31 protein-coding genes and 3 pseudogenes are annotated in these 26,139 nt (G+C 62.5%); 22 read left to right on the top strand and 12 right to left on the bottom strand.

What is annotated here, in order from left to right; translation table 11 throughout:
* Position 1 precedes the first annotated feature (1 nt).
* The gene (locus ACFQJB_RS07540) at positions 2 to 292 is read right to left on the bottom strand and encodes a DUF5822 domain-containing protein (protein ID WP_379725741.1); all 291 of its coding nucleotides are present in this window, start codon (positions 290 to 292) and stop codon (positions 2 to 4) included.
* Between the two features lie 97 nt (positions 293 to 389).
* Between ACFQJB_RS07540 and panB the strand changes: the two are divergent.
* The 3 genes and pseudogenes from panB to ACFQJB_RS07555 all read left to right on the top strand — a co-directional run bounded on the left by panB (position 390) and on the right by ACFQJB_RS07555 (position 3,865).
* Positions 390 to 1,195: pseudogene (gene panB, locus ACFQJB_RS07545) on the top strand (3-methyl-2-oxobutanoate hydroxymethyltransferase).
* A 151-nt stretch (positions 1,196 to 1,346) separates the two neighbouring features.
* Positions 1,347 to 1,595 (top strand): DUF7127 family protein, encoded by a 249-nt coding sequence (locus tag ACFQJB_RS07550; RefSeq protein ID WP_379725744.1) that lies wholly within the window; start codon positions 1,347 to 1,349, stop codon positions 1,593 to 1,595.
* Positions 1,592 to 3,865: a CDC48 family AAA ATPase gene (locus ACFQJB_RS07555; protein WP_379725747.1), complete on the top strand. Its 2,274-nt coding sequence runs from the start codon at positions 1,592 to 1,594 to the stop codon at positions 3,863 to 3,865. The genes ACFQJB_RS07550 and ACFQJB_RS07555 overlap by 4 nt, the downstream gene beginning before the upstream one ends.
* A gap of 63 nt (positions 3,866 to 3,928) precedes the next feature.
* Here the strand turns inward: ACFQJB_RS07555 and ACFQJB_RS07560 are convergent, their stop codons facing one another.
* From ACFQJB_RS07560 to ACFQJB_RS07580, 5 genes and pseudogenes are all read right to left on the bottom strand, one after another.
* Complete coding sequence (locus tag ACFQJB_RS07560) at positions 3,929 to 4,177, bottom strand: ATP-binding protein (RefSeq protein ID WP_379727992.1); 249 nt, start codon at positions 4,175 to 4,177, stop codon at positions 3,929 to 3,931.
* Between the two features lie 251 nt (positions 4,178 to 4,428).
* A pseudogene (locus ACFQJB_RS07565) lies at positions 4,429 to 5,367 on the bottom strand (response regulator); the annotation flags it as partial.
* A 120-nt stretch (positions 5,368 to 5,487) separates the two neighbouring features.
* Positions 5,488 to 6,645: an MFS transporter gene (locus ACFQJB_RS07570; RefSeq protein ID WP_379725750.1), complete on the bottom strand. Its 1,158-nt coding sequence runs from the start codon at positions 6,643 to 6,645 to the stop codon at positions 5,488 to 5,490.
* 108 nt (positions 6,646 to 6,753) lie between these two features.
* Positions 6,754 to 7,080: pseudogene (locus ACFQJB_RS07575) on the bottom strand (type II toxin-antitoxin system PemK/MazF family toxin); the annotation flags it as partial.
* 12 nt (positions 7,081 to 7,092) lie between these two features.
* Positions 7,093 to 7,431 carry a MarR family transcriptional regulator gene (locus ACFQJB_RS07580; protein ID WP_379725753.1) on the bottom strand — a complete coding sequence of 113 codons (339 nt, stop codon included), beginning with the start codon at positions 7,429 to 7,431 and terminating at the stop codon, positions 7,093 to 7,095.
* Between the two features lie 120 nt (positions 7,432 to 7,551).
* Here ACFQJB_RS07580 and ACFQJB_RS07585 point away from each other — a divergent pair, with 120 nt between their 5' ends.
* Positions 7,552 to 9,273: a glutamate--tRNA ligase gene (locus ACFQJB_RS07585; protein WP_379725756.1), complete on the top strand. Its 1,722-nt coding sequence runs from the start codon at positions 7,552 to 7,554 to the stop codon at positions 9,271 to 9,273.
* An 8-nt stretch (positions 9,274 to 9,281) separates the two neighbouring features.
* On the opposite strand, the gene ACFQJB_RS07590 is transcribed toward ACFQJB_RS07585, so the two are convergent.
* The gene (locus ACFQJB_RS07590) at positions 9,282 to 9,542 is read right to left on the bottom strand and encodes a MarR family transcriptional regulator (protein ID WP_120083428.1); all 261 of its coding nucleotides are present in this window, start codon (positions 9,540 to 9,542) and stop codon (positions 9,282 to 9,284) included.
* 122 nt (positions 9,543 to 9,664) lie between these two features.
* Between ACFQJB_RS07590 and ACFQJB_RS07595 the strand changes: the two genes are divergently transcribed.
* Positions 9,665 to 10,228 carry a thioredoxin family protein gene (locus ACFQJB_RS07595; protein ID WP_379725759.1) on the top strand — a complete coding sequence of 188 codons (564 nt, stop codon included), beginning with the start codon at positions 9,665 to 9,667 and terminating at the stop codon, positions 10,226 to 10,228.
* Between the two features lie 34 nt (positions 10,229 to 10,262).
* Here the strand turns inward: ACFQJB_RS07595 and ACFQJB_RS07600 are convergent, their stop codons facing one another.
* From ACFQJB_RS07600 to ACFQJB_RS07610, 3 genes are all read right to left on the bottom strand, one after another.
* Complete coding sequence (locus ACFQJB_RS07600; RefSeq protein WP_379725762.1) at positions 10,263 to 10,682, bottom strand: transcriptional regulator; 420 nt, start codon at positions 10,680 to 10,682, stop codon at positions 10,263 to 10,265.
* A 14-nt stretch (positions 10,683 to 10,696) separates the two neighbouring features.
* Entirely contained in the window at positions 10,697 to 11,011 is a 315-nt protein-coding gene (locus tag ACFQJB_RS07605) for a toxin-antitoxin system TumE family protein (protein ID WP_379725765.1), read from the bottom strand.
* A gap of 101 nt (positions 11,012 to 11,112) precedes the next feature.
* Positions 11,113 to 11,556: an RNA-binding protein gene (locus ACFQJB_RS07610; protein WP_379725768.1), complete on the bottom strand. Its 444-nt coding sequence runs from the start codon at positions 11,554 to 11,556 to the stop codon at positions 11,113 to 11,115.
* 111 nt (positions 11,557 to 11,667) lie between these two features.
* Here ACFQJB_RS07610 and ACFQJB_RS07615 point away from each other — a divergent pair, with 111 nt between their 5' ends.
* The 8 genes from ACFQJB_RS07615 (at position 11,668) to ACFQJB_RS07650 (ending at position 18,230) form a co-directional block, all read left to right on the top strand.
* The gene (locus tag ACFQJB_RS07615) at positions 11,668 to 12,555 is read left to right on the top strand and encodes an NOP5/NOP56 family protein (RefSeq protein WP_379725771.1); all 888 of its coding nucleotides are present in this window, start codon (positions 11,668 to 11,670) and stop codon (positions 12,553 to 12,555) included.
* Positions 12,552 to 13,184 (top strand): fibrillarin-like rRNA/tRNA 2'-O-methyltransferase, encoded by a 633-nt coding sequence (locus ACFQJB_RS07620; RefSeq protein WP_379725774.1) that lies wholly within the window; start codon positions 12,552 to 12,554, stop codon positions 13,182 to 13,184. The genes ACFQJB_RS07615 and ACFQJB_RS07620 overlap by 4 nt, the downstream gene beginning before the upstream one ends.
* A gap of 54 nt (positions 13,185 to 13,238) precedes the next feature.
* Positions 13,239 to 14,249, top strand: coding sequence for a phosphate/phosphite/phosphonate ABC transporter substrate-binding protein (locus ACFQJB_RS07625; protein ID WP_379725777.1), 1,011 nt, complete (start codon positions 13,239 to 13,241; stop codon positions 14,247 to 14,249).
* Between the two features lie 125 nt (positions 14,250 to 14,374).
* On the top strand, positions 14,375 to 14,989 hold the full coding sequence (locus ACFQJB_RS07630; protein ID WP_379725779.1) for a phosphonate ABC transporter ATP-binding protein: 615 nt from the start codon (positions 14,375 to 14,377) through the stop codon (positions 14,987 to 14,989).
* Positions 14,982 to 15,866, top strand: a complete 885-nt coding sequence (phnE, locus tag ACFQJB_RS07635) for a phosphonate ABC transporter, permease protein PhnE (protein ID WP_379725782.1) — start codon at positions 14,982 to 14,984, stop codon at positions 15,864 to 15,866. Before ACFQJB_RS07630 ends, phnE begins: the two co-directional genes overlap by 8 nt.
* A 71-nt stretch (positions 15,867 to 15,937) precedes the next feature.
* Positions 15,938 to 17,011, top strand: coding sequence for a glutamate--cysteine ligase (locus ACFQJB_RS07640; RefSeq protein WP_379725784.1), 1,074 nt, complete (start codon positions 15,938 to 15,940; stop codon positions 17,009 to 17,011).
* Positions 17,012 to 17,075: 64 nt separating this feature from the next.
* Positions 17,076 to 17,720 carry a helix-turn-helix domain-containing protein gene (locus ACFQJB_RS07645; RefSeq protein WP_379725787.1) on the top strand — a complete coding sequence of 215 codons (645 nt, stop codon included), beginning with the start codon at positions 17,076 to 17,078 and terminating at the stop codon, positions 17,718 to 17,720.
* A gap of 24 nt (positions 17,721 to 17,744) precedes the next feature.
* On the top strand, positions 17,745 to 18,230 hold the full coding sequence (locus tag ACFQJB_RS07650) for a phosphopantetheine adenylyltransferase (RefSeq protein ID WP_379725790.1): 486 nt from the start codon (positions 17,745 to 17,747) through the stop codon (positions 18,228 to 18,230).
* Positions 18,231 to 18,238: 8 nt separating this feature from the next.
* Here ACFQJB_RS07650 and ACFQJB_RS07655 read toward each other — a convergent pair whose 3' ends face one another.
* Positions 18,239 to 18,547 carry a transcription initiation factor IIB family protein gene (locus ACFQJB_RS07655; RefSeq protein WP_379725793.1) on the bottom strand — a complete coding sequence of 103 codons (309 nt, stop codon included), beginning with the start codon at positions 18,545 to 18,547 and terminating at the stop codon, positions 18,239 to 18,241.
* Positions 18,548 to 18,605: 58 nt separating this feature from the next.
* Between ACFQJB_RS07655 and ACFQJB_RS07660 the strand changes: the two genes are divergently transcribed.
* From ACFQJB_RS07660 to ACFQJB_RS07695, 8 genes are all read left to right on the top strand, one after another.
* Positions 18,606 to 19,331 (top strand): nucleoside phosphorylase, encoded by a 726-nt coding sequence (locus tag ACFQJB_RS07660; protein ID WP_379725796.1) that lies wholly within the window; start codon positions 18,606 to 18,608, stop codon positions 19,329 to 19,331.
* An 89-nt stretch (positions 19,332 to 19,420) separates the two neighbouring features.
* Positions 19,421 to 19,894 (top strand): hypothetical protein, encoded by a 474-nt coding sequence (locus tag ACFQJB_RS07665; RefSeq protein WP_379725799.1) that lies wholly within the window; start codon positions 19,421 to 19,423, stop codon positions 19,892 to 19,894.
* A 147-nt stretch (positions 19,895 to 20,041) separates the two neighbouring features.
* Entirely contained in the window at positions 20,042 to 20,347 is a 306-nt protein-coding gene (locus ACFQJB_RS07670) for a hypothetical protein (protein ID WP_379725802.1), read from the top strand.
* A complete protein-coding gene (locus ACFQJB_RS07675; protein WP_379725804.1) occupies positions 20,344 to 20,532 on the top strand; it encodes a hypothetical protein in 189 nt (62 codons plus the stop codon). The genes ACFQJB_RS07670 and ACFQJB_RS07675 overlap by 4 nt, the downstream gene beginning before the upstream one ends.
* 89 nt (positions 20,533 to 20,621) lie before the next feature.
* A complete protein-coding gene (locus tag ACFQJB_RS07680; RefSeq protein WP_379725807.1) occupies positions 20,622 to 21,179 on the top strand; it encodes a hypothetical protein in 558 nt (185 codons plus the stop codon).
* Positions 21,180 to 21,245: 66 nt separating this feature from the next.
* A complete protein-coding gene (locus ACFQJB_RS07685; RefSeq protein WP_379725810.1) occupies positions 21,246 to 22,157 on the top strand; it encodes a hypothetical protein in 912 nt (303 codons plus the stop codon).
* On the top strand, positions 22,157 to 23,440 hold the full coding sequence (locus ACFQJB_RS07690) for a hypothetical protein (protein WP_379725813.1): 1,284 nt from the start codon (positions 22,157 to 22,159) through the stop codon (positions 23,438 to 23,440). Before ACFQJB_RS07685 ends, ACFQJB_RS07690 begins: the two co-directional genes overlap by 1 nt.
* 158 nt (positions 23,441 to 23,598) lie before the next feature.
* Positions 23,599 to 24,393, top strand: a complete 795-nt coding sequence (locus ACFQJB_RS07695) for a hypothetical protein (protein WP_379725816.1) — start codon at positions 23,599 to 23,601, stop codon at positions 24,391 to 24,393.
* Between the two features lie 8 nt (positions 24,394 to 24,401).
* On the opposite strand, the gene ACFQJB_RS07700 is transcribed toward ACFQJB_RS07695, so the two are convergent.
* Complete coding sequence (locus ACFQJB_RS07700) at positions 24,402 to 25,163, bottom strand: hypothetical protein (RefSeq protein ID WP_379725819.1); 762 nt, start codon at positions 25,161 to 25,163, stop codon at positions 24,402 to 24,404.
* 204 nt (positions 25,164 to 25,367) lie between these two features.
* Between ACFQJB_RS07700 and ACFQJB_RS07705 the strand changes: the two genes are divergently transcribed.
* Entirely contained in the window at positions 25,368 to 26,081 is a 714-nt protein-coding gene (locus tag ACFQJB_RS07705) for an HD domain-containing protein (protein ID WP_120102408.1), read from the top strand.
* Positions 26,082 to 26,139 lie beyond the last annotated feature (58 nt).

Consider the following 26,139-nt stretch of genomic DNA (forward strand, 5'->3'; position numbering starts at 1 on the left):
ATTACTCGTCGTCAGTCGCCGTCGATTCCGCGCTGTCGGGCTGTTCGTCATCATCTGTATCCTCGCGTTTGTATTTCGCGTACAGGTAGGCCGTCACGTTCGTCGTCAGCCAGATCGGCGCACCAACCCGGATCGCAAAGTTGGCGCGGGCTCCCCATGTCGAAAGCTCGACGGTCGTCGACAGCAGCGCGACCAGCGGCGCGCCGACGAGGATCGTCACGACGAAGGTGACCTGCATCACCCAGCCGAAATCGACGCCGTCGGGGGTGGTCGTTGCGACGGGATCTGCCACACTGGGGCGTTCGACTCGGCGCGCTAAGATGTGACGGTTCCACGCGGCACCACCGTCGGACACAGCCGATTTAACGGCTGGCGATCCAAACAGGGGTATGACCACGACGCGGGAGCTCCGCCAACAAGCTGAGCCAATTACGATGCTGACGGCCTACGATGCCCACACTGCCAGCGTCATCGACGACTGCGGGATCGACATCCTGCTGGTCGGCGACAGCATGGGCACCGAGGCGTTGGGGTATGACTCGACGCTGCCGGTCACCGTCGATGATGTCGAACGCCACACCGCCGCCGTCGCCCGCGGGAGCGATGACGCGCTTGTCGTCGCTGATATGCCCTTCCTCTCAGTTGGTGTCGACGAGGCTGAAACCGTCCGCAACGCCGGTCGCATGCTGAAAGAAGCCGGTGCCGACGCGGTCAAACTCGAAAGCGGCCCCCACACTGTCGAGATGACCGAACGGCTCACCCAGCTTGGGATTCCGGTGATGGCGCACCTCGGCTTGACCCCCAACACGTCAACCAACTCGGTGGCTACACCCGACAGGGGACGACCGAGGCCGCCGCCGAGGAGATTCTCTCGCTTGCCCGCGCACACGAGGACGCCGGCGCGTTCGCACTCGTCGTCGAACACGTTCCGGCCAACGTTGCCGCCCAAGTGACCGACGCCCTCGATATCCCAACGATCGGAATCGGTGCCGGCGGCGACTGCGACGGCCAGGTGCTGGTGATCAGCGATGTGTTGGGCCTCAGCGAGAACGCCCCACCGTTTGCCGAGCAGTTTGGTGACGTGCGGGCGGCAATGGCAGACGCCATCGAGGACTACAAAGCCGCTGTCGAAGCCGGCTCGTTCCCGGCCGACGAACACAGCCATATCGAAGACGGCCTCGATGACCTCGGCTGAGCCGCCCGCTTTGGGCCCACGATTGCCGCCGAAATCCGAAGGCAGCGAGGGTGTGAACCGCAACACCATCGCTATCCCGTCGCATACTGCCGTCTTGCGGTTTTGCAGGCAAAGGTTTATATAGAAGCGCATCTATTCATGTAATAGAGTGATGAATAATACCCAGTTAGCAAACCGTGACGACCGGTTGCTCCGAGAGTACGACTACGAGGACGAGTGGGTACTCGCCGCCGACCTCCCTGTCGAAGACGACAGCGTGCAGTACGACACCGTCGGCGACACCCTGATCCTCGTGATCGACGCCGACGGGCAGGTCACCGAGACCGAACTCGACCTCCCCGGCCCCGATGCAGCAGTAACAGTGAACAACGGTGTACTCACCGTGCAGGTGCACCAATGAAACTCACAGTCAAACCGATCAAACAGAAGGACGCCGGCCGCCGACTGGCCGCGATCGACCGCGTTGCTGCCGATGAGCTCGACCTCTCCGGTGGCGACTTCATCCGTCTCGACAGCGACGATGGCACCGCCATCGCCCGCGTCTGGCCCGGCTACCCGGAAGATGACGGCACCGGTGTCGTCCGGATCGACGGCCGCCTCCGCAGTGCGGCCGGCGTCGGCATCGACGACAAAGTCGAGGTTGAAAAGGCCGATCTCCAGCCCGCCGAAACAATCACCGTCGCCCTCCCCCAGCGGCTCGGAATCCGCGGCAACATCGATTCACTGATCCGCCGCGAACTCGGCGGCCAGCCGGTCACCCAGGGCCAGAGCATCCGGCTTCCGCTTGGCTTTGGCTTCATGGGCGGGCAATCACAGGCCGTCCCGCTGAAGATCGCCTCGACGACGCCCTCCGGGACGGTCGTTATCACCGATTCGACGCAGGTGCAGATCTCCGAACAGCCCGCCGAGCAGATCGCTGACGCGCCGCCGGAGGCCGCCGAGGGATCGTCCGAGGCACCGAATGTCGCCTACGAGGACATCGGCGGCCTCGACGAGGAGCTCGAACAGGTTCGAGAGATGATCGAGCTGCCGATGCGACACCCGGAGCTGTTCAAACGCCTCGGCATCGACCCGCCGAAGGGCGTTCTGCTCCACGGGCCGCCGGGCACCGGGAAGACCCTCATCGCGAAGGCCGTCGCCAACGAGATTGACGCCTCCTTCCACACGGTCTCCGGCCCCGAGATCATGTCGAAATACTACGGCGAAAGCGAGGAGCAACTCCGTGATATCTTCGAGGAGGCCTCCGAGGAGGCCCCTGCGATCATCTTCATGGACGAACTCGACTCCATCGCCGCCAAACGCGAGGAGGCCGGCGGCGACGTTGAGCGCCGTGTGGTCGCCCAACTCCTCTCGCTGATGGATGGGCTCGAAGAGCGCGGCGAGGTTGTCGTCATCGGCGCGACCAACCGCGTCGACGCCATCGATCCCGCGCTCCGCCGCGGTGGCCGCTTCGATCGCGAGATTGAGATCGGCGTCCCAGACCGGGAGGGTCGCAAGGAGATCCTCCAAGTCCACACCCGGAACATGCCGCTGGGTGAGGACATCGACCTCGATGTCTACGCCGAGAACACACACGGCTTCGTCGGCGCGGATCTCGAATCGCTGGCCAAGGAAGCTGCGATGTCGGCGCTCCGACGGATCCGCCCGCGACTCGATCTTGAAAGCGACGAGATCGACGCCGAGGTGCTGGAATCCATCGAGGTGTTGGAATCCGACCTCAAGGCCGCGCTCAAAGGCATCGAGCCGAGCGCACTCCGTGAGGTCTTTGTCGAAGTGCCCGATGTCACCTGGGAGGACGTTGGTGGCTTAGAGGATACCAAAGAACGGCTTCGCGAGACGATCCAGTGGCCCCTTGAGTACCCTGAGGTCTTCGAGGAACTCGACATGGCCGCCGCGAAAGGCGTCATGCTCTACGGCCCACCAGGGACTGGCAAGACGCTGCTGGCGAAGGCCGTTGCCAACGAGGCCGAATCGAACTTCATCTCGATCAAAGGCCCCGAACTCCTCAACAAGTTCGTCGGCGAAAGCGAGAAAGGGATTCGAGAGGTCTTCAGCAAGGCCCGCGAGAACGCCCCGACCGTGGTGTTCTTCGATGAGATCGACTCGATCGCCAGCGAACGCGGCCAAAACTCCGGTGACTCCGGTGTCGGCGAGCGCATGGTCAGCCAGCTGCTGACCGAGCTTGACGGCCTCGAATCGCTGGAAGACGTGGTCGTCATCGCCACCTCAAACCGGCCCGACCTGATCGACTCCGCGCTGCTGCGGCCCGGCCGTCTGGATCGCCACGTCCACGTCCCGGTACCGGACGAAGACGCTCGCCGGAAGATCTTCGAGGTGCACACCGAGGCCAAACCGCTGGCCGACGATGTCGACCTCGACAAACTCGCCCGCAAAACCGATGGCTACGTCGGTGCGGATATCGAAGCCGTCAGCCGAGAGGCCTCGATGGCTGCCAGCCGGGAGTTCATCGGCAGCGTCCCCCGCGAGGAGGTTGGCGAATCCGTCAGCAACGTCCGGGTGACGATGGAGCACTTCGAGCAGGCACTCGACGAGGTTCAACCCAGCGTCACCGAGGAGACGAAACGCCACTACGAGGAGATCGAACGCAAGTTCAACCGCAGCGATGTCGACGATGCTGACGACCCGGTCGTCGGCGAAGCGTTCCAGTAAGCACCTCGCTGGGAGGTTATTTTTCGGATTTTTAGCTGTCGTTTTTCAGCGCTGTTTTGCGGCTTAGATCTGTGCCGTGAGTTCGACGCCGGTGATCTCGAAGCGCGCGCCGCCAGCGGAGCCGTCGGTCGCCTGAATCTCCCAGCTGTGGGCGTCGACGATCCGGTTGACGATCGCCAACCCGAAGCCGGTGCCCTGTTTGTTCGTTGTATACCCGGTTTCGAAGATCTGTTCTCGCTTCGCCTCGGGGATCGGCTCGCCGTCGTTTTCGACGTAAAAGCCCGCGTCGTCGTCGAGAACGCCGACGGTGATCGTGACGTCGCTCCCCCGTGTTCGATGGCGTTCCGAAACAGATTCTCAAACACTTGGCCCAACCGAATCTTGTCGGCCTCGATGCGGACGTTCGTATCCGATCGCAGGGTGGCGGCCCCTTGGTCGATGTTGCTCCAACTCGATTGGACGATGTTGTCGAGGACAACGGGCTCTAGCTCGGTCAGCTCTTGGCCCTCCTGTGCGAGCACAAGGATCTCGCTGATCAGCGTCTCCATCCGGTCGAGCGCGCTGGCGACGGTTTCGAGATGGTCGCTGTCGGCCTCCTCGCGCGCCATCGTAAGGTAGCCGTCGGCGACGCTCAGAGGGTTTCGGAGGTCGTGGGAGACGATTGAGGCGAAGCGTTCGAGCCGCTCGTTTTTTGCGCGGAGTTCGAGTTCACGCTGCTTGCGCTCGGTGATGTCGTGTGTGTAGCCAGCAACCCGCACGACGGTGTCGTCCTCGAAGATCGGCACAGCGTGGGATTCGACCCATTTCGTGTCGTCGCCAATCTGGATCCGGTACTCGACTTCCTGTGTGTGGCCCTCTCCGGATCGCTGCATCGCCTGTTTGAGGTCGTCGACATCGTCGGGATGGACTGCTTGGAGGAACGAGGTGGGTTCTGCACGCAGCGTCGCCACCGACTGCCCGAACATCTCCTCGTAACGGGAGTTGATGTACTGCAGTTCAGTCCAGTCGGCGGAAAAGATGAACAGCACGTCGTGGGTGTTCTCGGTGAGTTCGTGGAGTTGCTGTTTGGTGCGTTCGGCGGCGCTTTCGGCGCGCCGCTGGTCAACGGTGTTGGCGACCTTCTCAGCCAACAGCGTGTACTGTTCTTTGACCCGCCGTTTGATGATGTAATCGGAGACACCGGCGGAGATGGCTTCGCTGGCGACGGATTCGCTGCCGGTATCGGTAAAAAGGATAAATGGGAGATCGGGATCGACCGCGCGAACCTCCTCAAGGACATCCAATCCCGTCATCTCCGGCATCATGTAGTCGCTGATGACGCAGTCGACGGTGCGGTCAGCGACGATGGTCGCAACCTCGTCGGGGTCGGTCGTCCACTCGACGGTAAACCGGTCGCGTTCAGCCCTGAGATTGTCGGTCACCAGCCGAGCGAAATCGGGTTCGTCGTCGACATGAAGAATGTGGATTTCCTCTGTGGGGGTGCTCGATGAAAGATCGGTCATACTGGGTTCGCTTGCTCACTGTGGAATTGCAGTGTTGCAACTGAGTTGAACGACAGGACACATATCTCTGGGGATAGGGTCTGGTGAAAACACGGGGAACGGGCGTCAGTCACTTGACAGCTACGCCGGTAGTCGGCCAGCGCGTTCGAGCCCACCGAGCACAATGACCGTCGCCACAAGCACGAGTGCCGCGGCGGTGAAGACCGTCCCGTAGGCGAACCCACGTTCGATCAACTCACCGACAACCGAAGAGCCGCCCGATTGGGATAGCATCCAAACGGAACTGAAAACGGCATAGGCACTCCCACGGGCCGAATCCGGCAGCGCGGTCAGAATGTAGGCGTCAGTCGCCGGAAACAGCGCGTGGATCACAAAGCCGATCAGCGCGGAGCTGATCGCTAAGGCGACGAGCCCATCGAAGGCAACGACCAACAGCAGGCAGCCGGCAAAGGAGGCGACGATGCCGAGCAACAGCGGTACCGAGGGAAGGTCGTCGGCCAACTCGCCGGCGATGAAGAAGGCGGGGACGCCCGCGGCAAACACGATCGTCAGCATCGTCGAGGCCTCATTCGGCGAGAGCCCCCGGGACTGCATGTACAGCTCATAGAAGTTGAACACGCCCTGCCAAACGAAGACGGCGACGCCGGCCAAACCGAGGGCAGCGAGGATGATCCGCCACTCCGAGCGCGCGCCAGCCAGCAGCGATCGGTCGTCTTCGCCCGCCGCGGGCATCGCTGTCTGCCGGGCAACGATCACCGTAACGATGGTCACGACGGCGGTACCAACAGCAATAGCCCACAGTGCGAACCGCCAGTCGACCCACAGCGAAACGGCGACCAACGGGGCGGCCGCAACAGCAGCAATCTGGGTAGCAGCGCCGTGAATCCCCATCACGCGGCCAACGCGATCCGGGAACAACTCGCTCAACAGCGGGTTCGCCGACACGAAGTAGACGCCGGAGGCGGTGCCCATGAAAAACGCCCCAACCATCAGTTGGCGGACGGTCACCGCCGCGCCGGCCGCAGCGGCCGACAGCGAAAGGATCGTCCCCGAGATGATGACCAGGTAGTGCCGTGGGACTTTGGTGAGCAGCCAGCCCGCCGGCAGCCGGAGCGACGCGCTGCCGACCCACGCAAGTGTCACGATGAGACCGGCGGTCGCCTCGCCGATCCCGAACTCGGCGATAAACACGTCCAACAGCGGCGCAAAGACGATTCTGGCGAGATTGAGAAAGAAGACGAGCCCACACAGCGAGCCGAAGAGGCGTCGGCGACTCACACCGATGGTTTGCTCGTGAGGGTTTCAAGCGTTCCGGATGCAGGATGCGTCACTACGACGACGTGTCTTCTCTCGGCTCCCAAGACATCTCACATCAGTCCGCAGTCGGGGTTCGAGGTAGGTCTCGACCGCAGCAACAACGCGCTGAACGAACGAGTCAGTGAGGCGGCCCTGTCGGCGGACGAGTGCGGCGTGTTTCGGCGAGGCAACCGTCCACGGCGAGGCGTAGCTTTGGCGTGGCATTCCACCCTCGATCCAGTCGGCGTCGTCGATCGGAATCCCCGCATCGTGTGCTGTCGTGGTCAATGTGACTGTCATGTACTCCTCGTCGCTGAACGGGTGGCGGTCGTTGTTCAGGATGAGCCATGGTCGAGGGTTTTCGACTGACTTGAACGGGTCTGGGCCCCAGACGCCATCGCCACGCTGGTAGCTCATTCAGGCTCCTCCTCAACGGCGTGCTACCCATTCGTCCATCTCCTCGGCTCCAAAGCGGTCGTTGGCGGTTCGAGTACTCTCGGTGAAACTGGTGTAGGCCGCCACGTCGTCGGCCTCACCCAGTGCCCAGTAGGTGCCTCGATGCCGAACGAGCCCGCGGTCTTCGAGCCGCGAGAGCACGACGCTGATACTCCCGGCTTTGACGCCAGTCGCCTCGCGGATTTCACTCTGTGTGAACGCTTTGTCGGGAGAGGAAGCGAGGAATTCCATAACGCGGTCGGCGTTGGTCTCGCCGTCGTGTTGGAGCCGGTCGTCGGGTGCTGATTCGAACGTCTCGATGTCGATTGGCATATGTATTTCTTTGTCGATTTGTGTATTAGCTGTATTGGATGGATAGTAGCTATTCGCGGATCGTTGCGACCCGGCGTTCGATCCACGCCGTTTTTGAGCAGTCGCCCGAATGCACACCCAATGGACGACGAACTCCGCGAGCGCGTGCAGGCGGAAGCCGAGAAGCACGCCCTGTTCAACGCGCTCAAACACGACAGCGATCCCGACGTGGGCGCGATCATGGGCCCCCTGATGGGCGACAACCCCGAGTTCCGCCCGCACGGCGACGAGATTCCGGGCGTCGTCGGGCAGGTCGTCGGCAAAGTTGGGAATCTCGACCGCGAGGCCCGTCGCGAGCGACTTGCCGAACTCGATGCCGACCTCGTCGCCGAACTCGACGCCGAGGACGAAGGCGACGACCACACGCTGCCCGACCTCCCGAACGTTGACGACTACGAGACCGTTCGCTTGCGCGCCGCGCCGAACCCCAACGGCCCGTGGCATCTCGGCCACGCCCGCATGCCCGCGGTCATCGGTACCTACTGCGACCGCTACGACGGCGAGTTCGTCGTCCGCTTCGACGACACCGATCCCGAGACGAAGCGACCGGATCGCTCGGCCTATGACGCGATTCTCGACGATATTTCTTATCTCGGGTTTGAGCCCGACGAGGTGCTGCGGGCCTCCGACCGCGTCGAGACCTACTACGAGTACGCCCGCGAACTGATCGAGATGGGCGGGGCCTACACCTGCGATCTGCCGGCCGAGGAATTTTCGGAGCTCAAACGCGAGGGGACGCCCTCGCCGAACCGCGACAAGGATCCCGAAACCGTCCGTGAGGAGTTCGAAGCCATGGTTGACGGCGAGTACAGCGCGGGCGAGATGGTGCTGCGGGTCAAAACCGACATCGAACACAAGAACCCCGCGCTGCGCGACTGGGTCGCCTTCCGCATGATCGACACGCCGCATCCACGCGAGGAAGCCGCCGACTACCGCTGCTGGCCGATGCTCGATTTCCAGTCTGGCATCGACGACCACCTGACCGGCATCACCCACATCATTCGCGGCATCGACCTGCAGGACTCCGCCAAGCGACAGCAGTTCGTCTACGACTACTTCGACTGGGAGTATCCCGAAGTCCTCCACTGGGGGCACGTCCAGATCGACGCCTACGATATCGACATTTCGACCTCAACAATCAAACAGCTCATCGACGCCGGCGACCTCGACGGCTGGGACGATCCACGCGCACCTACCCTCCAATCGATCCGCCGTCGCGGGATTCGCGGCGAGGCGGTCGTCGAGTCGATGATCGGCCTCGGGATGTCGACCTCGGATGTCGATCTCGCCATGTCGTCGATCTACGCCAACAACCGTGATCTCGTTGACGACGATGCCAACCGCTATTTCCTCGTCCGCGACGGCGAGCGCGTCCCTGTCGTCGGCGACGAGAAACCCGCTGCCGGCAGCCCACCGCTGCATCCGAACCACGAGGATCGCGGTCGACGAGAGATCCCGGTCGACGACGCGGTACTCGTCGAGCCGGACGACCTGCCGAAAAACGGCGAGCGAATCTGGCTGAAAGGCTACGGCTGCGTGCGGTACGACGACGGCGCGTTCGTCGCCACCGGTGACGACATCGATGCAGTACGTGAGGAGGGCGTCGACGTGATCCACTGGGTGCCGGCCGACGGCACCGTGTCGGTGACGATGCGAACACCCGATGGCGATGTGACGGGCGATGCCGAACCAGGCTTTGCTGAGACCGACGTTGCTGAGATCATCCAGTTCGAGCGGATCGGTTTCGTTCGGGTCGACGACCACGCTGTCGACGACTCAGTTGTCTACTACGCCCACGACTGAGTCGGCGGTTAGAGGGTCAGCGTGTAGAGCTGTTTTCTGGCATCGCGGAAGGAGACACGGGACTCGACGGCCCCAACATCCTCAAGCCGGCTGACGGCCTGTCGCACCGTTCGAGTCGACAACAGCGTTGCGTCGGCCAGTTGGGTTTGAGTGAGTTGCTCGTGACGATCTAATTCCTTGGCGACGAGCTTCGCGCTCGGCGGCAGCTCGCGGACGGGCTCCCAGCGATCAGACGATTCCTGTGTACTCGCAGCGACAGTTGCACTCATCGTAGTTGCCGATAACGGATTCTCTATAATAATACTTTCTACTTTAAATATAACTTTCGGACATATTTTGTGGTAGGCCGCATAGCCGTAATGGATTTGCTCGTCGCTCCGCAAGGGTTGGTATGGTACTCAAAGAGTCCGACTCGGAACTCGCCCGCGGCGACACCGCCCCCGATTTTGAGCTTCGTGGCACCGACGGCGACGACTACAGCCCCGACAAGTTCGCCGACAACGACGCCCTGCTGGTCGTCTTTACCTGCAATCACTGTCCGTACGCCCAAGCCAAGTTCGACCACCTCAACGAACTCAGCGACGAATTCGACGATGCTGCAATCGTCGGCATCAACCCCAACGCGAACGCGGAGTATCCGGACGACTCCTACGAGAACATGGTCGAACTCGTCGCCGACGGCACCATCGACTACGACGCCTACCTCTACGACGAAACCCAGAACGTCGCCCGCGAGTACGGCGCGGTCTGTACGCCCGATCCGTTCCTCTTCCGGCGCGACGGCGACGACTGGCAACTCGCCTACCACGGCCGCCTTGACGACGCGCTCGATCCCGACTCGGAGCCGACGGAATTCTACGTCGAGGAGGCGATCGAATCGATCCTCGCTGGCGAAGAGGTCGACCACCCGGATCGACCCTCCCGCGGCTGTTCGATCAAGTGGCGCGAGGAATAGTCGATCGGAACAGCGAACGACGACTCACCACCAATCAGTCCGCGCTGGCTGGCGTGCTGTCAGCGTCACCGTCGGCCAGTAAGGGATACTCGATGTGCATTTCGATAGCATCGAACGGGACTGACGGCCGTATTGCTCCACCGGAACCTCCTTCATCGAGATCGAGAATTCCCAGCACTTCTAACTGCTTGAGATCGGCATGGACATCGGAAACATCACGATCGACGAGCCGTGCTGCCTCGCGCATACTCTCGGGAGATTCCGACGCTATCGCTTGGATCAGTTCGAGTCGGAGCGGCGTGAGGCTATCGACGAGATCGCTGTAGCTGCCGAACTGGAGGACGGCCCGCTCGTCATCCGCGCTGAGTTCGCCAGCGTCGGCCTGCTGGATGAACTGGAGCGTATCGCCTCGAATCTGTTCGCGGTCGCCGACTGTGATGTGTAGCGAGGTCATGGTGAGGGTGATGGTTAGTAGGGTCGTGGCGGCGTGCCGTCGGTTGGCTCCCAGTACTCGTCCGCACTGGCCCAGAACTCTACGATGAGCGCTTCCATTCCAGGGAACTCGACGCTTGTCTCGTCGGTGCCGGTGTGGCGTTCGTGCCCTTTCGTGTCTTCGTGGGCGTTGTCATAGCGGATGAGTGTCAGGTCGCCCAGCGTTCCTGGGTGGAGCGTGTACTTCCAGCCGGACGGGTAGGTGTCGGTGTCGCTCGTGCGCCGGATCACGACGTTCTCGACGAGCCCGGCCTCAACGTGGGTGTATCGATACGTGAGATCATCACCCATCCGTAGTTGTTGGGACGGAGCCCAACAGTAAAACTGTGTTGGGCAGATCACCAACAGCTGCAACGCGACGCTATCGAGCGAGCAAACAGTCCGAGCCGTGCTTACTCATCAGCGTCGCCGCCAGCCAGCTCGATTGCTTCGCGAGCGTTGGCTACCGCTTTCTCGTGTTTGGCCGGGTAGGCCTCGACTTTCGCCCGCAGCGTGATCCCCTCGCCCAACCGAACGAGGCCGTTGAACGCGGCCTGTTTGTCGATTCGGAGGAAGAACGAACAGTTGTCGTCGACGCGTTCGTCGAGCTCCTCCAGCACGCGGTCGATGGAATCGAGGGCGGCCAGTCGGTCGAGAACAACCCGCATCCCGTCGGCGGTTTCGACCCGTGCCGAGAGGACGACGATCCGGTCGCCGTGGTGGCCCGTGTTCTCGACGCGGTCGATCTCGAACTCCTCGGGCAGAAAGTGCCGCAGGGCCTCCTCGACCCGCTTTTCGTCCTCAGTCGCATAACAGAACGTTCGCAGATCGATATAGTGAAACGGGACTCGGGGCATGGTGACTCTTCGAGAGCGGCCGGAAAAAGGACTCTCATCCGGCTCGACAGCAGCAGCGACGACACAGCCGAAAGGGGATGGATATAGGCCCCCAGCCAAGAGACATCATATATGAGCGATCAGTCCACCGATTCGGGGTGGTTCGCCGACCAGGCGACCGCCGCCGACCTCCAAGCGGCGATCAGAACCGGCGCGGCCGACGCGCCCGCCGACTGGCCGACCGCCGCCGTCGACGCCGGGTTCGCCGACGACACCGACGACTACTACGTCACACTGCGGGACGCCACCATCGAGGCAGCCCGCGAGGCCGTCGCCGAGCGCCAGCAAGCCGACGACCAGCAACTCCTCCACGCCGTTCGCGCGATGGACGACGCCACCCGGACGGCCAACGAACTCGCCGAGCGATGCCACGAGTGGGCGGCCACACAGTTCGACGATGTCGACAGCGGTATCGACGGGGCCCGCGATGTCGCCAGCCGCGAGCCGACCGATCCGGTCGAGGAACGCGTCGTCTCGCTGGCCGAGCGAATTGACGATCTCGCAACCGAGGCCGAGGAACTCCGCGACTTCATCGAGCGACTCGCCCCTGATGTCGCCCCCAACCTCGCGGAGATGGCCGGCCCCGTGTTGGCAGCGCGGCTCATCTCACTGGCCGGCGGCCTCGACTCGCTGGCAAAGAAACCCAGCGGCACCGTGCAAGTCCTCGGCGCGGAGGACGCACTGTTCGCCCACCTTGCCGGCCGTGGCCCTTCGCCGAAACATGGGATCATCTACACCCACCCCGCGGTCAACGGCACCCGCCCCGAGGATCGCGGCTCGGCCGCTCGCGCACTTGCCGGCAAGCTCACCATCGCGGCTCGAATCGACCACTACAGCGGCGACTTCCGGCCGGAAATACACGACGAACTCGACGACCGGATGACGACGATCCGCGCGCGAGCAGGCGATGGCGACGGCGGCGGCAGCGATACCGATGGCGACGAGGAGGGCGACCAATGACCGACCTCCCCGACGGCATTCAGCGACGTGAGTTCGACGGCCGAACTCGGCTGGCGACGCGCGGCGAACCAGTGTACGGCGAGCCGACTGACGGCGAGTGGCGGTGTTGGGATGCCGGCCGCTCGAAACTCGGCGCGATGCTCGAAAGCGGGATGGAAGTCGATCTCACCGGCGGTGAGGGGGTGCTGTATCTCGGCGCGGCCAGCGGGACGACCGTCAGCCACGTCGCCGACTTCGCGGGGCCGACATACGCCGTCGAGTTCGCGCCGCGACCGATGGGCGACCTCCTTGACGTGGCTGAGGCCCGCAACAATCTCTTTCCGCTGCTCAAAGACGCCCGCAAGCCAGGAACCTACAGCCACGTCGTCGAGAGCGATCTCGACTTGCTCGTCCAGGATGTCGCCACCCGCGGGCAGGCGAGCGTCGCCGTCGACAACGCTCGGTTTCTCGCCGACGACGGACAGCTCCTGTTGGCGATCAAGGCCCGCAGCGAGGACGTGACCGCCGACCCAGAGAGCGTCTTTGATTCGGTTTGCGAGGAGTTGACCGAGGCCTACGAGATTATCGACCGCCAGCGGCTCGAACCCTCTCACGACGACCATCTCGGCGTCGTCGCACGCAAGCGATAGCCGACAATCGGAGTGATTCGAGAGTGTTATCCCTGAGTAATCAGTACGCCAGGTATGGACAGACGGACGTTCCTGCAGGCGGTTGGGAGCACAAGTGCAGTGGCAGTTGCCGGCTGTACCGGCCAGAGCGAAAGCGACACCCCTGAGACGGTCGGCGAGTGGGCTGGCGATGGCACCATCGAGTTCGGCCTGCCGCCGTTCCAAGACGCCGAACAACTCAACGAACAGTACGCACCGGTCTTCGAGTGGCTCGCTGACGGCTTCGACGGCGTCGACACCGTCGAGGGCGTCCAGACGACGAGCTACAGCGCGACCGTCGAGAGCGTCGTCAACGGCCACACCGAGATGGCGAATCTCTCGCCGATTATCTCGGTTTTGGCCCGCGAGGACGGCGTCAACCCGCTTGTGATCAACTGGTCACACGGCGCGGATAGCTACCATTCCTACATCGCAACCCACGCGGATTCGGATATCGACGCCCTCGAAGACATCGAAGGCTCGACGATTGCGATGGTCGACCCACTATCGAGCAGCGGCGGGCTCTTCCCCCGGTATATGCTCGCACAGGCCGGTCTCGACGCCGGCACCGTGAACTCGGCACCGGAAGATTTCGACATCCAGTGGGCCGGTGGCCACGACGCCTCGCTGGCAGCACTCCAGAACGGCCACGTCGACGCGGCGGCCTACGGTGATTTCCAGCATCCGGGAGACGACGACAGCATCGTCAAAGTCGCCGAAAGCGACCCCATCCCGTTCGATCCGCTCGTCGCCAAACCCGACACCCCGGATGCGATCCAGCAGGCACTGATCGAACGACTGCTCAACACGCCCGAATCAGCACTCGAAGACCACCGGATCGACCGATTCGGTGAGATCGAGGAGGGCACCTACGACCCTGTTCGCGGCGTCGCCGAGGAGATGGGCGTCGAGATCGATACGCTCGACCCCGAGAGTGAGTCCGAAGACGACAGCGCAACGAACAGCACCAGCGAAACCAACGAGTCGACCACAAACGCGTCGACCAGCACCAACGAATCAACCACAACCAACGAGAGCGACACGTAACCGCGCTCCACAGGATCGGCGATCAACTACCACACCATGCTCGAAATCGAGGGCCTCACCCGACATTACGGAGCCGAAACCGCAGTGGACGGGCTCTCGACGCGGCTTACACGGGGGAACTCACTGTGCTCATCGGCCGCTCTGGCGCAGGCAAGACGACCCTACTGCGGTGTCTCGATGGGTTGGAGCAACCCGACGAGGGCAGAATCACCGTTGACGACGCGCCGCTTGCGGCGACCGACGCCGCCCTGGTCTTTCAGTCGGGCGCACTCGTCGACGGCAAATCAGCGGTCGGAAACGTCCTCGACGGCGCGCTCGGCCGCGAGCCAGCGTGGCGCGAACTGATCGGCTGGCACTCGCCGGACGAGAAACGCGCCGCCATCGAACGGCTTCACGACGTGGGACTGGCGGGGTATGCCGACCGACCGGTCGAGGCGCTTTCCGGCGGCCAACAGCAGCGGGTCGGGATTGCCCGCGCGCTCCAACAACAGCCCGACGTACTCCTGGCCGACGAGCCCGTCGCGTCGCTCGATCCCGAAACCGGGCGGTCGGTGCTGGCGGTGTTGGCCCGTGCCGTCCGCGAGCACGACCTGATTGGACTGGTGAGCCTCCACCAGCCGGGATTGGCGAGTGCCGTCGCCGATCACTATCTCGGGATGGCAGATGGGCGGTTGGTGCTTGATCGGCCGGCTGCGCAGGTCGACAGCGACGATATCGAGGAGGTGTACGCCGATGAGTGATCAGGCCGAGAGCGACAACGGGAGTGGAAACTCAGCACTGAGCGTTGCCGACGAGTTCGATCGACACCAGCAGCGGTGGCGACGAAAGTTCGGTACGCGAATCGGCGTCACCGTCGGGGTCGCCGTCGCCGTCATCGCCGTCGCCCGGTGGCTTGGCTTTGATCTCGGCTATCTCTACGCCCACCGAATGAATCTATGGTCGGTGCTGATCGAGGAAATGCTCGCACCGCGGGCACTGTGGGCGCAACTGCAGGGCGATGCAGGGATGTTGGTGCCGGCCGCGGCCGAAACGATCGCTATCGCCGCCGTCGGCACCGCACTCGGCCTCCCGGTCGCGCTCGTTTTCGGAACGCTTGCGGCAAACACCGTGACGCCGCGGCGGATCCACACGCCGGTTCGCTTGCTGCTCGGGGGCATCCGCGCCGTCCCGAGTATGGTCTACGCGCTGTTGTTCGTCATCCTCGCTGGGCTCGGCCCAGTCGCTGGCGCGTTGGCGATCGCCGTCGGAACGATCGGCGATCTGGGACGGCTGTTCGCCGACGAGATGGAAGAGATCGACGAGCGACCCGTTGAGGCCGTCCAGTCGACCGGCGCGGGCGCGGTGGCGACGACAGCCGCCGCTCGACTCCCGCAGGTGACGACCGCCTACATCGCCTGGACGCTCTTCTATCTGGAAATTAACGCTCGGAAGAGTTCGGTGCTCGGCATCGTCGGCGCGGGCGGGCTCGGGTTCCCGCTGATCATGGCGTTCCGGGCGCGCAACTACACCCGCGTGATGGCCGTCATCGTCGCTATTCTCGTGCTGATCGTAGGCGTCGAAACCGCGGCCAATCGGCTGCGGGGACGGCTCGGCTCCGAGCGGCGGGTCGACCAGTAAGGAGACCAACAATCGGCAGCGGGTCGCCGGCTTCAGGAGGTATTTAGGAGTCGGTTGCATACGGCAGGCTGATGGAGACAGGCTCGGCGGACGTATTCAGCCAGTCGGGGACGATCGGTATTGAGGAGGAGTTTTTCATTGTCAACGAGGCCGGTCGCCCGGTGTCGGGCATCCAAGAGCTGATCTACGATTCTGAGCCGCCAGCAGCGCTTCAGGGCCGACTCGACCACGAGCTGTTTCAGTTCACGATCGAGACCCAAACGCCGATTATCGAATCACCGAGTGAGGCGGAGGCGGCGTTGACGACGATCCGTGAGGCGCTGACGGAGCACGCCGAGACCCACGGCTTTCGGATCGCCGCCGCCGGGTTGCATCCGGCCGCGAAATGGCGCGAGCAGGAACACGCGACTAAACCCAGGTATCAGGCCCAACTGGAGCGGATTCAGTACCCCCAACATCGCAATACGACTTCCGGCCTCCATATTCATATCGGGGTTGACGATGCCGACACGGCCGTGTGGATCGCAAACGAGCTCCGCTGGTATCTCCCGCCGCTGCTCGCGCTGTCGGCGAACTCACCGTACTGGAACGGGTTTGACACCGGGCTGGCGTCAGCACGGGCGAAGATCTTCGAGAATCTCCCAAACACCGGGATTCCGGGCTATTTCGAGGATTTCGAGGCGTACGACCAGTACGAGCGGCGGATGGTCGAGCAGGGATCGATCAACGACCGCGGGGAACTCTGGTTCGATGTCCGCCCGCACACCGGCCACGGCACCGTCGAGATCCGCACCCCCGACGCTCAGTCAGATCCCGATGTCGTCCTCGCGTTCGTCGAATACATCCACGCGCTCGTCGAGGATCTCACGGCACGATACGAGGACAACGAGACCACCCCGACGTTGCGCCGAGAACTCCTCGATGAAAACAAATGGCGAGCGATCCGCCACGGCCACGAGGCGAGTTTCATCACCCGTGACGGTGCGGATACCATCGGTCTCGCCGATGTGGTCGAACAGGAATGCGATCGGCTCGGTGTCGACGGGCTTCGAGCCGTCTTCGACCGCGAAAGCGGCAGCCAGCGGCAGCGACGACTGATGGAGACGGAAGGCATGGACGCGCTGTGTGCCGATCTCCGTCTGTAAGATTTTGTCGTTTTGACGACGACACGAACCCTTTTGTTGGCTCAGTCCCAACACAATAGTAGCTATGAGTGACGAGACTGCTATCGGCGACGACACCAACGACGACGCGGAGACAACCGAAACCGCCGGCGACGACACAGCAGAGCCAGCAGCCGGCGAGGAGGGGCCGCGAGCCGAACTCCGAAAAACGAAGGAACGGCTCGAAGCCGAGGCCGACCGGGCGGTCTCGGAGTTCGACGAGGGGATCGTTGATCTGTTGGCGTGGCTGTTAGATACCGAGACTCGCGCGCGGATCTATGTCTATCTCCGCCAACACCCCCACAGCACGAGCGACGAGATCGCCGAGGGGACGGGCCTGTACCCGAGTACCGTTCGAGAGGCACTGGCCGATCTCCACGATGAGGACGCCCTCAAACGCCAAAAACGCGACAGCAACGGCGCGGGCAACAACCCCTACGAGTACGAGGCGATCGCCCCAAGCAGCCTCGTTCGCGGCGTCGTCGGCGAGGTACAACAGGAGCTCAATACGGTGTTCACGCTGGAATCCGACGACTCGGACGCCAAAACCGACGACGGCCCGGTGACAATCACGATCGACAGCCCAGACAACGCTGAAAGCGATGCTGCCACCGACGACGATGACGCCGCAGTCGACGCCGACACTGACAGCAGCGACGACGGTGGCGACGCCGAGAGAGAGGACGTTTAAGTCGATCCGCCCGCAGGCGAAGGTATGAACGTGGCATTGGGCGGGACGTTTGATCCCGTCCATGACGGCCATCACGCGTTGTTCGAGCGGGCGTTCTCGCTGGGGGATGTGACCGTCGGGCTGACCGCGGATTCGCTTGCGCCGAAGACCAGAGCCGTCGATCGACCGATCCGCGACTACGAGACGCGAAAGGCCGCACTTGCCGACGAACTCGAACCGCTGGCAGCCGCCCACGACCGCGAGTTCGAGATCCGCACCCTCCATGAGCCGACCGGGATCGCCACTGAACCACGGTTCGATGCCCTCGTTGTTTCACCGGAAACCGTCGACGGAGCCGAGCGCATCAACGAACTGCGCGTTGAGGATGGGCTTGACCCGCTCCAGATTGAGGTTGTCGACCACGTCATGGCCGAAGACGGTGACCGGATTTCCTCGACGCGGATCTTGAACGGCGAGATCGATCGCCACGGCAATCTGACGCCGACAGCGAGCGGTCGACAGTCCGAGTAAAACCCTCGCTACCACGTCGGAGCCTGAAACCCAGCGGACTCCAGCAGCGATTTCCACCGTGAATGGACGCTGAGCCGGGAGACATCCATCGCGTCGGCGACAGCCTGCTGAGAGCGTTCCTCACCGGCGATGAGCGCGCCGGCGTACAGGCTGGCGGCGGCGACCGCCGGCTTCGATCGGTCGTCGTCGGGCACATGCGATAAAAAGAGGTCACCGGCGGTGGTGCGGCCCGCTTGCCCGATATCGAGCTCGTCGGCCGCCGACTCGATGCGGTCGAGCCACGGCTGGTTTTCGACCTGTTCGCGCGCACTGTACATACACGCTGGTTGGGAGGCTACACAACAAAGCTTTGCCCCCTGGTGGGCAACCGCCGGTATGGCGACCCAGCCGCATCTCTTGGTCGAACCGGGCGACTGCCACGACATCGCACTCATCCCCGGCGATCCGGGCCGCGTCGATCGCATCGCCGAGCAGTGTACAAACGTCGAGTCGGTTGCGGAAAACCGCGAGTACACGCTCGTCAACGCCGAGTATAAGGGCACACCACTGACGATCTGCTCGACAGGGATCGGCTGTCCCTCCGCCGCCATCGCCATCGAGGAGCTTAACGCGGTCGGCGTCGAAACCGTCATCCGCTGTGGGACGACCGGCGCACTCCAGTCCGGCATCGAGATCGGTGATATGGTCGTTGCCACCGCGGCTGCCAAGGAGGAAGGGACGACGAAACGCTACGAGTCGGCCATGTATCCCGCCGCACCGGACTATGATGTCCTTAGCGCGCTCGTTGACACCGCCGAAGCAAACGACGAGGACGTCCACGTTGGGCCGATCGTCTCCGACGATGCTTTCTACGCCGAAAACGAGGAATATGTCGACGATTGGGAAGCGGCGAATCTGCTGGCAATCGAGATGGAGGCCGCCGCCGTCTTCTCGCTGGCCCGCCGGAAGGGGATGCGGGCTGGGGCGATCTGTACGGTCGACGGCAACCTCGTCGAAGGCACCCAGAAAGGAGCCGATGGCGACGAGGAGCTCCCACCGAAAGCGCGAAACAACGTTGAACGCGCGATCACGATCACGCTGGAGGCCGCTGCGAGTCTGTGAGCGTTGGGACTCGATCACAGATGTGACCAGCTGTCAAAAAAGCCACACCAACCGGAGTGCTTAGGCTATCGCGTGGCGTTACGGGCGGTATGACACCTACCCGGCGGCAGTTCGGTGCGACGACAGTGGGGGTAACCGTTGGGATGGCCGGCTGTCTCACCGGCGAGCCGGGAACCGGCTTCGGCGGCGATGACGGAACCGACGACTCCGACACCGATGACGACAGCGACAATGAACTCTCGGCGACGACCCAGCAGTTGGTCGATAATCTCGATGAGCGCGGCCTGACCGTCCAGTCGACGACAACGACCGATGAGGCGATCCAACTAACGGTACAGACGACCGGCGACACCGACAGCGACATCCAAATTGCCGCCAGTGCGTTTGCGACATTACTCAACAGCGAGCCAGCTGTCGACCGCGACCTGCGGGTGCGAGTCGAGGATCGCGGCCTCGACCAAGGCCGGTTCCGGATCGAGGCCGCGTGGGCCCGGCAGTTCCTCAGCGACGACCTCAGTGACAACGAATATCTCGCGGTGATTGCTGACACATGGCGTGAATAGGCTATTTTTGTGGATCGCATGACTGCGTCGACTTCAGGCACTGCCTACACCCGGTTCAGGCGGTGCCAGTCGATGTTCAGGCACGGCCAGCCGGCCAATCAGGCAGCGTAATACAAAGCCCATAGGGCGCCTACTATGAAGTACATCATGAGACTAACACGACGCAACGCACTCATCGGACTCGGCACGGTCGCGGCAGGCGCGGGCGTAATCGGCGGCACAGGCGCGTTCACATCAGTCGATGCGGATCGTGAGATCTCCATCGAATCAACGAGCGACGCGGACGCAAACGTCCAGATCGTTGTTGACAGGCTGGACAAACACGACAGCCTCACCGATACCGGCGGCGATGCCGTGTCGCTCAGCTTTGATGGACTCAATCCGAATTCGACCACGTCCTACGATGACGCGCTAACGATCACCCCCAGGGAAGCAACGGCCCCTACGATGTGACTGTCTCACTGGTAGACGGAAACGGCGACAGTATCAGCTGGGTCACCACCACAGTAAACAACGGGACTGGCGTCTCCGGCGGGACACAGGTCGATGTCGATATCGAAATCGACCTCACAGAGAACGATGCAAGTTCCTTCCCAACTGACGCTGTCCTCGCAATCTCGGTCAGCCAAAGCAACTAAGCCGGGCACCCAGTTTTTAACTGGATCACAGTGATCGGGACTTCACACAGAGACACACCACAGCGAACGCACACGGAAACTAACATACTATGCAACTCACACGACGGAACACGATCATCGGGCTGGGAACGATCGCCGCGGGCGCAGGCGTCATCGGCGGGAGCGGCGCGTTCGACTCCGTTGAAGCAAACCGCTCCTTCGAGGTCAACGTTTCCGGTGATGCCGGGGCACTCCTCGGGCTTGAAGCGACCAATGACACGATCGCCGGGATGGAAAGCGGCGGAGCCGGTGGCAACAATGTCATCTACTTCGAACTCAATGAGGAAGGCACTGAGGGTGACGCTGCGATCAACGAAGACGCAGTCACCGAGTTCTGGGATGCGTTTCGGATAACGAACAATGGTTCCAATCAAACAGTGAGCGTGAGTATCCTCCTCCCTGAAGAGATCAATGGCGTCAGATTCACGCTCGCTGAGGAACGGAATGATTCTGAACCGACAGATCTAGCTGTCGACAGTGTCAATCTGAGCCAAGGTGAGTCGGTATCAGTTGATCTTCGGATCGACACGACCGAAGATGGTGGCTACGTCGAACCGCCGACCAACGAGCCCTACCAGATCACGATCCGGGCCGTGTCTGTCCAGTAGGCTCAAGCGTACAGCCACCGTAGTATCACCCCGAACAACCACCGAAAAAACAGGAGCCACACAGTCATGCCACGTATCAACCGCCGACGGACGCTCATCGGACTTGGCACGCTGGTCTTCGGGGCCAGCGGCTTTGTCGCCAGCGGTGCGTTTACCACGGGCTCACAGGGCAACCTCGGCGATAACTGGATTCAGGTCGCCGGGACAGATCAAGCGGTGAGCTTTGAGTCACCACAACAGGTCGATGTTGGAGACGGCAACGACGGTGACGGTGCCGACGGCGGTGATGATGGCACCGACGACACCACCGATAACGACGCCACCGACGATGGGACGAACGATGGTGGGGAGCAGACCGACGACGGTACCGAAGATGGGGCTGACGAGGAGCCGCAGGACGACACAGACGGCGGTGATGGTGGCACCGACGATGGGGGCGATGGTGGAGGCGAAACCGGTACCACCCGCATACAGGTCGTCACGGATCCGGACAATCCCGGCAACGCGGTCAACGGCGACGGCTCGGCCACCTGGAACGGAACGATCGTCGCATCCAGTGCGGTTCGCGGGACGAGCGATGGCTTCTTCCGCGGTGTCACCGCCGAGAACGTCAACCGCAACGCGACCTCGACGGTCGGCCGCCTCAACAACGGCTATCCGAACGGCGAGGCTGCGTTCATTATCGCCAACGTCGGCCCAGCCGAGAGCGGCAACCCAACCGGCTCGGTCAGCGTCACAGCGACACTGTTCGCCGACGGGGCGGTACTTGAGACCGATCAGCTACGATTCCCCTACCGCGTTGTCGACAGCAGCGGAGCAACAGTCGCCCGCGGACAGAACCTGCTTTCTGCCGGTGGTGTCACCCTGGCTGACGGCCACGTGATCGAGGTCGTGATCGTCGTCGATACGACCAACGGTGACGACGACCTCGAACGACTCGACACACTCCAGTTCACCGCAACGGGGGTGGGGAGCTAATGGCACCACGACGTGGCGGCGGTGGACTCAGCCGGCGAGCAGCGTTAGCCCTGATCGGCGGCGGCGGACTACTGGGTATCAGCTCTACAGGTGCGTTTGATCAGGTGCAGGGCCAACGCCCATTCGATCTCTCTGTCAACGATGACAACGCCTTGCTCGGCATTGAGGTGTTTAGTCCGATCGAGATCAGCAGTTCGCCAGCAACGGTTGACATCCTGGAGTTGCAGAACCGATTTGCCGACTCGGAGCTGACGAACCTCTCGGTATCGACCGATAGTGACCTGCTCGCTGTTGAGTCGCTGTCTGGTGTCACGTTACAGCCAACGGAAAAGCGAACTGTCAGCGGAACGGTCTCAGCAGACGAGAGTACCACCCAGGAAGTGACGCTGACGATTACCGTCAGCACCGATACCGAACAGATTGAGACGACACGAACAGTCGATGTCGTTGCCGACCTCGCTGACGGGCTTCCGGAGGGTTGCCCAGTGTCCCTCAATATCACCGTCGATGTGGATGACTCCGCACCCGACGGTGACAGCGTCACCGGCGACATCACCAACGAGGACATCTCGGGCGATATCACCGTCAGTGGCGATATCGAGATCAAAAACAGCCGCGTCGACGGCAACGTCACCGCCGACGGTGATGTCACACTCAGCAACAACAGCGAGATCAGCGGTTCAGTCACCGCAGGTGGCAATATGACGGTCAAGAAGGCAACCGTTGGCAACGGGCTTGACGCTGGCGGCAATCTCACCGTCGAGACAAACAGTATCATCGGCAACGGAGCCAATGCTGGTGGTAATATGAGCATCAAGAAGGCGACGTTCGGCGGTGGTCTCGTCGCCGGCGGCGATATTACAATCGAGACCCAATCGACGATCGGTGGCGCGGTCGAAGCCGGGGACAACGGCGAGGTGACGATCAAGCAAACGACCGTCTGTGGCGCAGTACACGCTGGCGGTGCCGTCAAAGAGATTCTAAACTCGAATATCGGCGGTAATGTGACCGCTGGCGGCGATGTCAACCTCAAAAACAAGGCAACTGTCTTCGGGAACGTCATTACCGATCCAGAAGGCGATGTCGATGTCAGCAACAACGCGGTGGTGAAAGGGAAGGTCGATGCAAGCGGGGATGTAACTGTCAACGGAACAGTCGAAGGAGGCGTCTTCGCCGACGGCATCGTCGACGGTACCGGAACGATCAACGGGAACGATCCGCGACCATCGAGTGGTGGAACTTCCGGTAACGGCAACAACGGCAATAACGGCAACGGGAATTGAGCCACACTGCTCGTACAGTGAGTTGCTTCCTGAAACGGGTAAACGGGGCTGGGATCACCACTACTATCTTTGTCTTGGCAGTAGCTACAGACACCGTGGACTGCGGCGTCGACACTGACGACTCACCCGCTTCCCGACAGGGAGCCGCGGTGATCTAAATGCCCGACGGTGAGAAGCCTCCTGGGTCGCCACCGGACACAGGTGAGCAGCCGACGCGCGCGCTCACCATCGGCCTCTGGGAGCCCAGTACAACACCCATCAAATCCGAACTGGAGCGTGGACTCCCTGACGCCGAGTTGCGCGTCGTCGGCCGCGACGCCAATCCGCTCGAAATACACGCGGTCGACTGTCTACTGGCTGATTGTTCAGCCCCGGAAGTAGCATCAGCGACGGTCTACGAGCAGATACGCGACCTGTATCCGGCCAAACCGCTGGTCGTGATCACCACGGGCGGCGACACGGCGTTTATCGAGCGATTAGAGACTGCCGAGGACGTTGCCCACGTTCCCCGAACGGAGACCGGGATCCCGACCGCGTTGGTGTCGGCGCGGTGTAAGCGGCTGGCGGCTCGCCCGCTTTCAGCCGCTGATACCGACGCCGCCGAGGACACAGCCGACGACACGCGGCCGATGACACACCGCCTCGGCCTCTGGGTGCTGTGGGTGATCGCGGTGGCAACCTACGGGGTCGGCGACTCCGTCTCGACAATCATCGCGGTGTATCTGGTCGATGGGCTCGGTGAGGGCAATCCGCTGGTCGCCGTACTGTTGGCCGAGTTCGGGATTCGAGGGCTCTTCGGCCTGAAGATACTCGTTTTCCTGATCGCAATCACGATCAATCTGTACGGCCGAAAGCGGACAGACTGGCTTGGCTACTACGGCCCGCCGGCGTTTGTCGCACTGCTTGGGGCGATTTTGACGGCCTCAAATCTCATCGCCATCGCCACGGCCTAACTGGCGCGCTACGATCCCGTGTCGTCGACGGGTTCAGCGCGGAGCGTCCATGTGGTGTTGGTGTCGACGGCGAGATAGCCGATCCCACCGACATCTCGAACCTGTGGGTCGGTTTGGCCGACAATGCTCTGGATCAAAAGTTCGACTCGCTCACCGTTGCTGTCGATAAGCGAGAGGTTGTAATCGACATCCGCGTCAACAGAGAGGCTGAACTCGATCGGTTGCTGTGTGCCGAAATTGATCGGCCCGAGTACCGCATCAAGGCCGTCGCTGAACACAACCGGCGGTTCCATTTCGAGGGCAACCCCGCTGTCGGTGTCGTAGGCCGGCACGTCGTAGACAGTTGCCGTCCAGTCGGCACTTGCCTGTTTAACAGCCAGTCGGTACTCGCCAGGGGGCGGGTTGATCAGATTCCGCCCGGTAAACGGGCCGAGCACCTCGATCACTCGGTATTCGGTGCCATCGGTCGCTGAGACCAGCGTGACCAGAAACCGCTCGTCGGAGGCCGCATCACCGGCATCGGTGTCGATGATCGTCGGGCCATCGCGTTGTAACGCAAAGGTGTCGGTGGTCGCCTGTCCCGAGCCAGAAAGCGAAATCGGCTCGATCGAACCATCGCCGTCGGCGGTCGGATAGGGCGGATACGGCGCTGTTGGCACTCCGGGTGGGCCGAACCCCACATCATCACTCAACATGACGTAGCCACCGACCCCGCCAACACCGATGGCACCGCCGGCCGCCGCGGCCGCGAGATACTGTCTTCGTTCCATACAGGCCGCAGACACCCCCATCCCGTAAGTTCACTGCTTTGATTCTCAGATCTGAGAGCCGCCCGGAGCGACTGATCGACGGCGTCATTGCGCGAAACGCCGAAATCCGTCCACCTGCGGGCAGGGTGTCGTAACGCCTAAGAGTCAAACGACCCTGTCTCTCCACAATGAATCAGTTACGACGTTGCGATCGGAGGTGGCTCCATGGGTGTTGAGATCAAGGAGTCAGCGGTCAGCGACGACGCCCGCGCGGAGATGGAGCAGTTTGTCTACGACTATCTGGCTGCCAGCGTCGAAACCGAAGACGACGGCGGACGCATGCGGTGGTATCCATGGCACAGCGCGGAGTACCGATTTAATCACATCCTCAACGTTGCCGACCTCGCCGAAACGATCGCAGAAAAAGAGGGTGCCGATGTCGATATCGTCGTTGTCGCCGCGCTGTTTCACGATGTCGCAAAACTCGACGCCCCACAGGATCGACACGCCGAGGAAGGCGCCCACGTCGCCCGTGAGTTCCTCGAAAGCCGCGGGGAGTACCCGCCGTCGTTTATCGACGCCGTCTGTCAGTCCGTCGCCGACCACTCTTTTCAGGGGCCGCTCTCGGAGGTGTCGCTGGAATCCCGCTGTCTGATGGAAGCCGATGTGCTCGATAAGGTCGGGGCCAACGGCACCGCGCTGATGCTGTTGCGGATGGGGTATGAGTCACGCACCCACATGGATGCCGCCCGGATGGTCGACCGCGTGCTCGAACGCGGGAAAGACCATCTTGATCGCGTCGAATCCGATACCGCCGAAAGCATCGGCCACAAGCGACTCAAGCGCGTGAAGTGGTTCCGCGACTGGCTGGAAAGTGAGGTCGCCGAGATGGACGCCGACCGCCCCGAGGACAAGCCACCTGGCGTAAGCGAGGACTGACACACACCGTCGAGCAATCGTCGACCGCCACGGAGACGACGACAGCCCGACCGCAGCG

The sequence above is a fragment of the Halonotius sp. GCM10025705 genome (assembly GCF_042662885.1).
GTDB lineage: Archaea > Halobacteriota > Halobacteria > Halobacteriales > Haloferacaceae > Halonotius > Halonotius aquaticus.

What these genes read in the sequence shown, in the direction of transcription:
- ACFQJB_RS07700 (WP_379725819.1), bottom strand. Translation starts at nt 25,163, where the DNA reads ATGGAACGAAGACAGTATCTCGCGGCCGCGGCGGCCGGCGGTGCCATC.
- ACFQJB_RS07580 (WP_379725753.1), bottom strand. Translation starts at nt 7,431, where the DNA reads ATGCCAATCGACATCGAGACGTTCGAATCAGCACCCGACGACCGGCTC.
- ACFQJB_RS07585 (WP_379725756.1), top strand. Translation starts at nt 7,552, where the DNA reads ATGGACGACGAACTCCGCGAGCGCGTGCAGGCGGAAGCCGAGAAGCAC.
- ACFQJB_RS07665 (WP_379725799.1), top strand. Translation starts at nt 19,421, where the DNA reads ATGACACCTACCCGGCGGCAGTTCGGTGCGACGACAGTGGGGGTAACC.
- ACFQJB_RS07600 (WP_379725762.1), bottom strand. Translation starts at nt 10,682, where the DNA reads ATGACCTCGCTACACATCACAGTCGGCGACCGCGAACAGATTCGAGGC.
- ACFQJB_RS07555 (WP_379725747.1), top strand. Translation starts at nt 1,592, where the DNA reads ATGAAACTCACAGTCAAACCGATCAAACAGAAGGACGCCGGCCGCCGA.
- ACFQJB_RS07550 (WP_379725744.1), top strand. Translation starts at nt 1,347, where the DNA reads ATGAATAATACCCAGTTAGCAAACCGTGACGACCGGTTGCTCCGAGAG.
- ACFQJB_RS07645 (WP_379725787.1), top strand. Translation starts at nt 17,076, where the DNA reads ATGAGTGACGAGACTGCTATCGGCGACGACACCAACGACGACGCGGAG.
- ACFQJB_RS07605 (WP_379725765.1), bottom strand. Translation starts at nt 11,011, where the DNA reads ATGGGTGATGATCTCACGTATCGATACACCCACGTTGAGGCCGGGCTC.
- ACFQJB_RS07685 (WP_379725810.1), top strand. Translation starts at nt 21,246, where the DNA reads ATGCCACGTATCAACCGCCGACGGACGCTCATCGGACTTGGCACGCTG.
- ACFQJB_RS07590 (WP_120083428.1), bottom strand. Translation starts at nt 9,542, where the DNA reads ATGAGTGCAACTGTCGCTGCGAGTACACAGGAATCGTCTGATCGCTGG.
- ACFQJB_RS07695 (WP_379725816.1), top strand. Translation starts at nt 23,599, where the DNA reads ATGCCCGACGGTGAGAAGCCTCCTGGGTCGCCACCGGACACAGGTGAG.
- ACFQJB_RS07680 (WP_379725807.1), top strand. Translation starts at nt 20,622, where the DNA reads ATGCAACTCACACGACGGAACACGATCATCGGGCTGGGAACGATCGCC.
- phnE (WP_379725782.1), top strand. Translation starts at nt 14,982, where the DNA reads ATGAGTGATCAGGCCGAGAGCGACAACGGGAGTGGAAACTCAGCACTG.
- ACFQJB_RS07615 (WP_379725771.1), top strand. Translation starts at nt 11,668, where the DNA reads ATGAGCGATCAGTCCACCGATTCGGGGTGGTTCGCCGACCAGGCGACC.
- ACFQJB_RS07610 (WP_379725768.1), bottom strand. Translation starts at nt 11,556, where the DNA reads ATGCCCCGAGTCCCGTTTCACTATATCGATCTGCGAACGTTCTGTTAT.
- ACFQJB_RS07620 (WP_379725774.1), top strand. Translation starts at nt 12,552, where the DNA reads ATGACCGACCTCCCCGACGGCATTCAGCGACGTGAGTTCGACGGCCGA.
- ACFQJB_RS07655 (WP_379725793.1), bottom strand. Translation starts at nt 18,547, where the DNA reads ATGTACAGTGCGCGCGAACAGGTCGAAAACCAGCCGTGGCTCGACCGC.
- ACFQJB_RS07670 (WP_379725802.1), top strand. Translation starts at nt 20,042, where the DNA reads ATGAGACTAACACGACGCAACGCACTCATCGGACTCGGCACGGTCGCG.
- ACFQJB_RS07640 (WP_379725784.1), top strand. Translation starts at nt 15,938, where the DNA reads ATGGAGACAGGCTCGGCGGACGTATTCAGCCAGTCGGGGACGATCGGT.
- ACFQJB_RS07595 (WP_379725759.1), top strand. Translation starts at nt 9,665, where the DNA reads ATGGTACTCAAAGAGTCCGACTCGGAACTCGCCCGCGGCGACACCGCC.
- ACFQJB_RS07690 (WP_379725813.1), top strand. Translation starts at nt 22,157, where the DNA reads ATGGCACCACGACGTGGCGGCGGTGGACTCAGCCGGCGAGCAGCGTTA.
- ACFQJB_RS07705 (WP_120102408.1), top strand. Translation starts at nt 25,368, where the DNA reads ATGGGTGTTGAGATCAAGGAGTCAGCGGTCAGCGACGACGCCCGCGCG.
- ACFQJB_RS07625 (WP_379725777.1), top strand. Translation starts at nt 13,239, where the DNA reads ATGGACAGACGGACGTTCCTGCAGGCGGTTGGGAGCACAAGTGCAGTG.
- ACFQJB_RS07660 (WP_379725796.1), top strand. Translation starts at nt 18,606, where the DNA reads ATGGCGACCCAGCCGCATCTCTTGGTCGAACCGGGCGACTGCCACGAC.
- ACFQJB_RS07650 (WP_379725790.1), top strand. Translation starts at nt 17,745, where the DNA reads ATGAACGTGGCATTGGGCGGGACGTTTGATCCCGTCCATGACGGCCAT.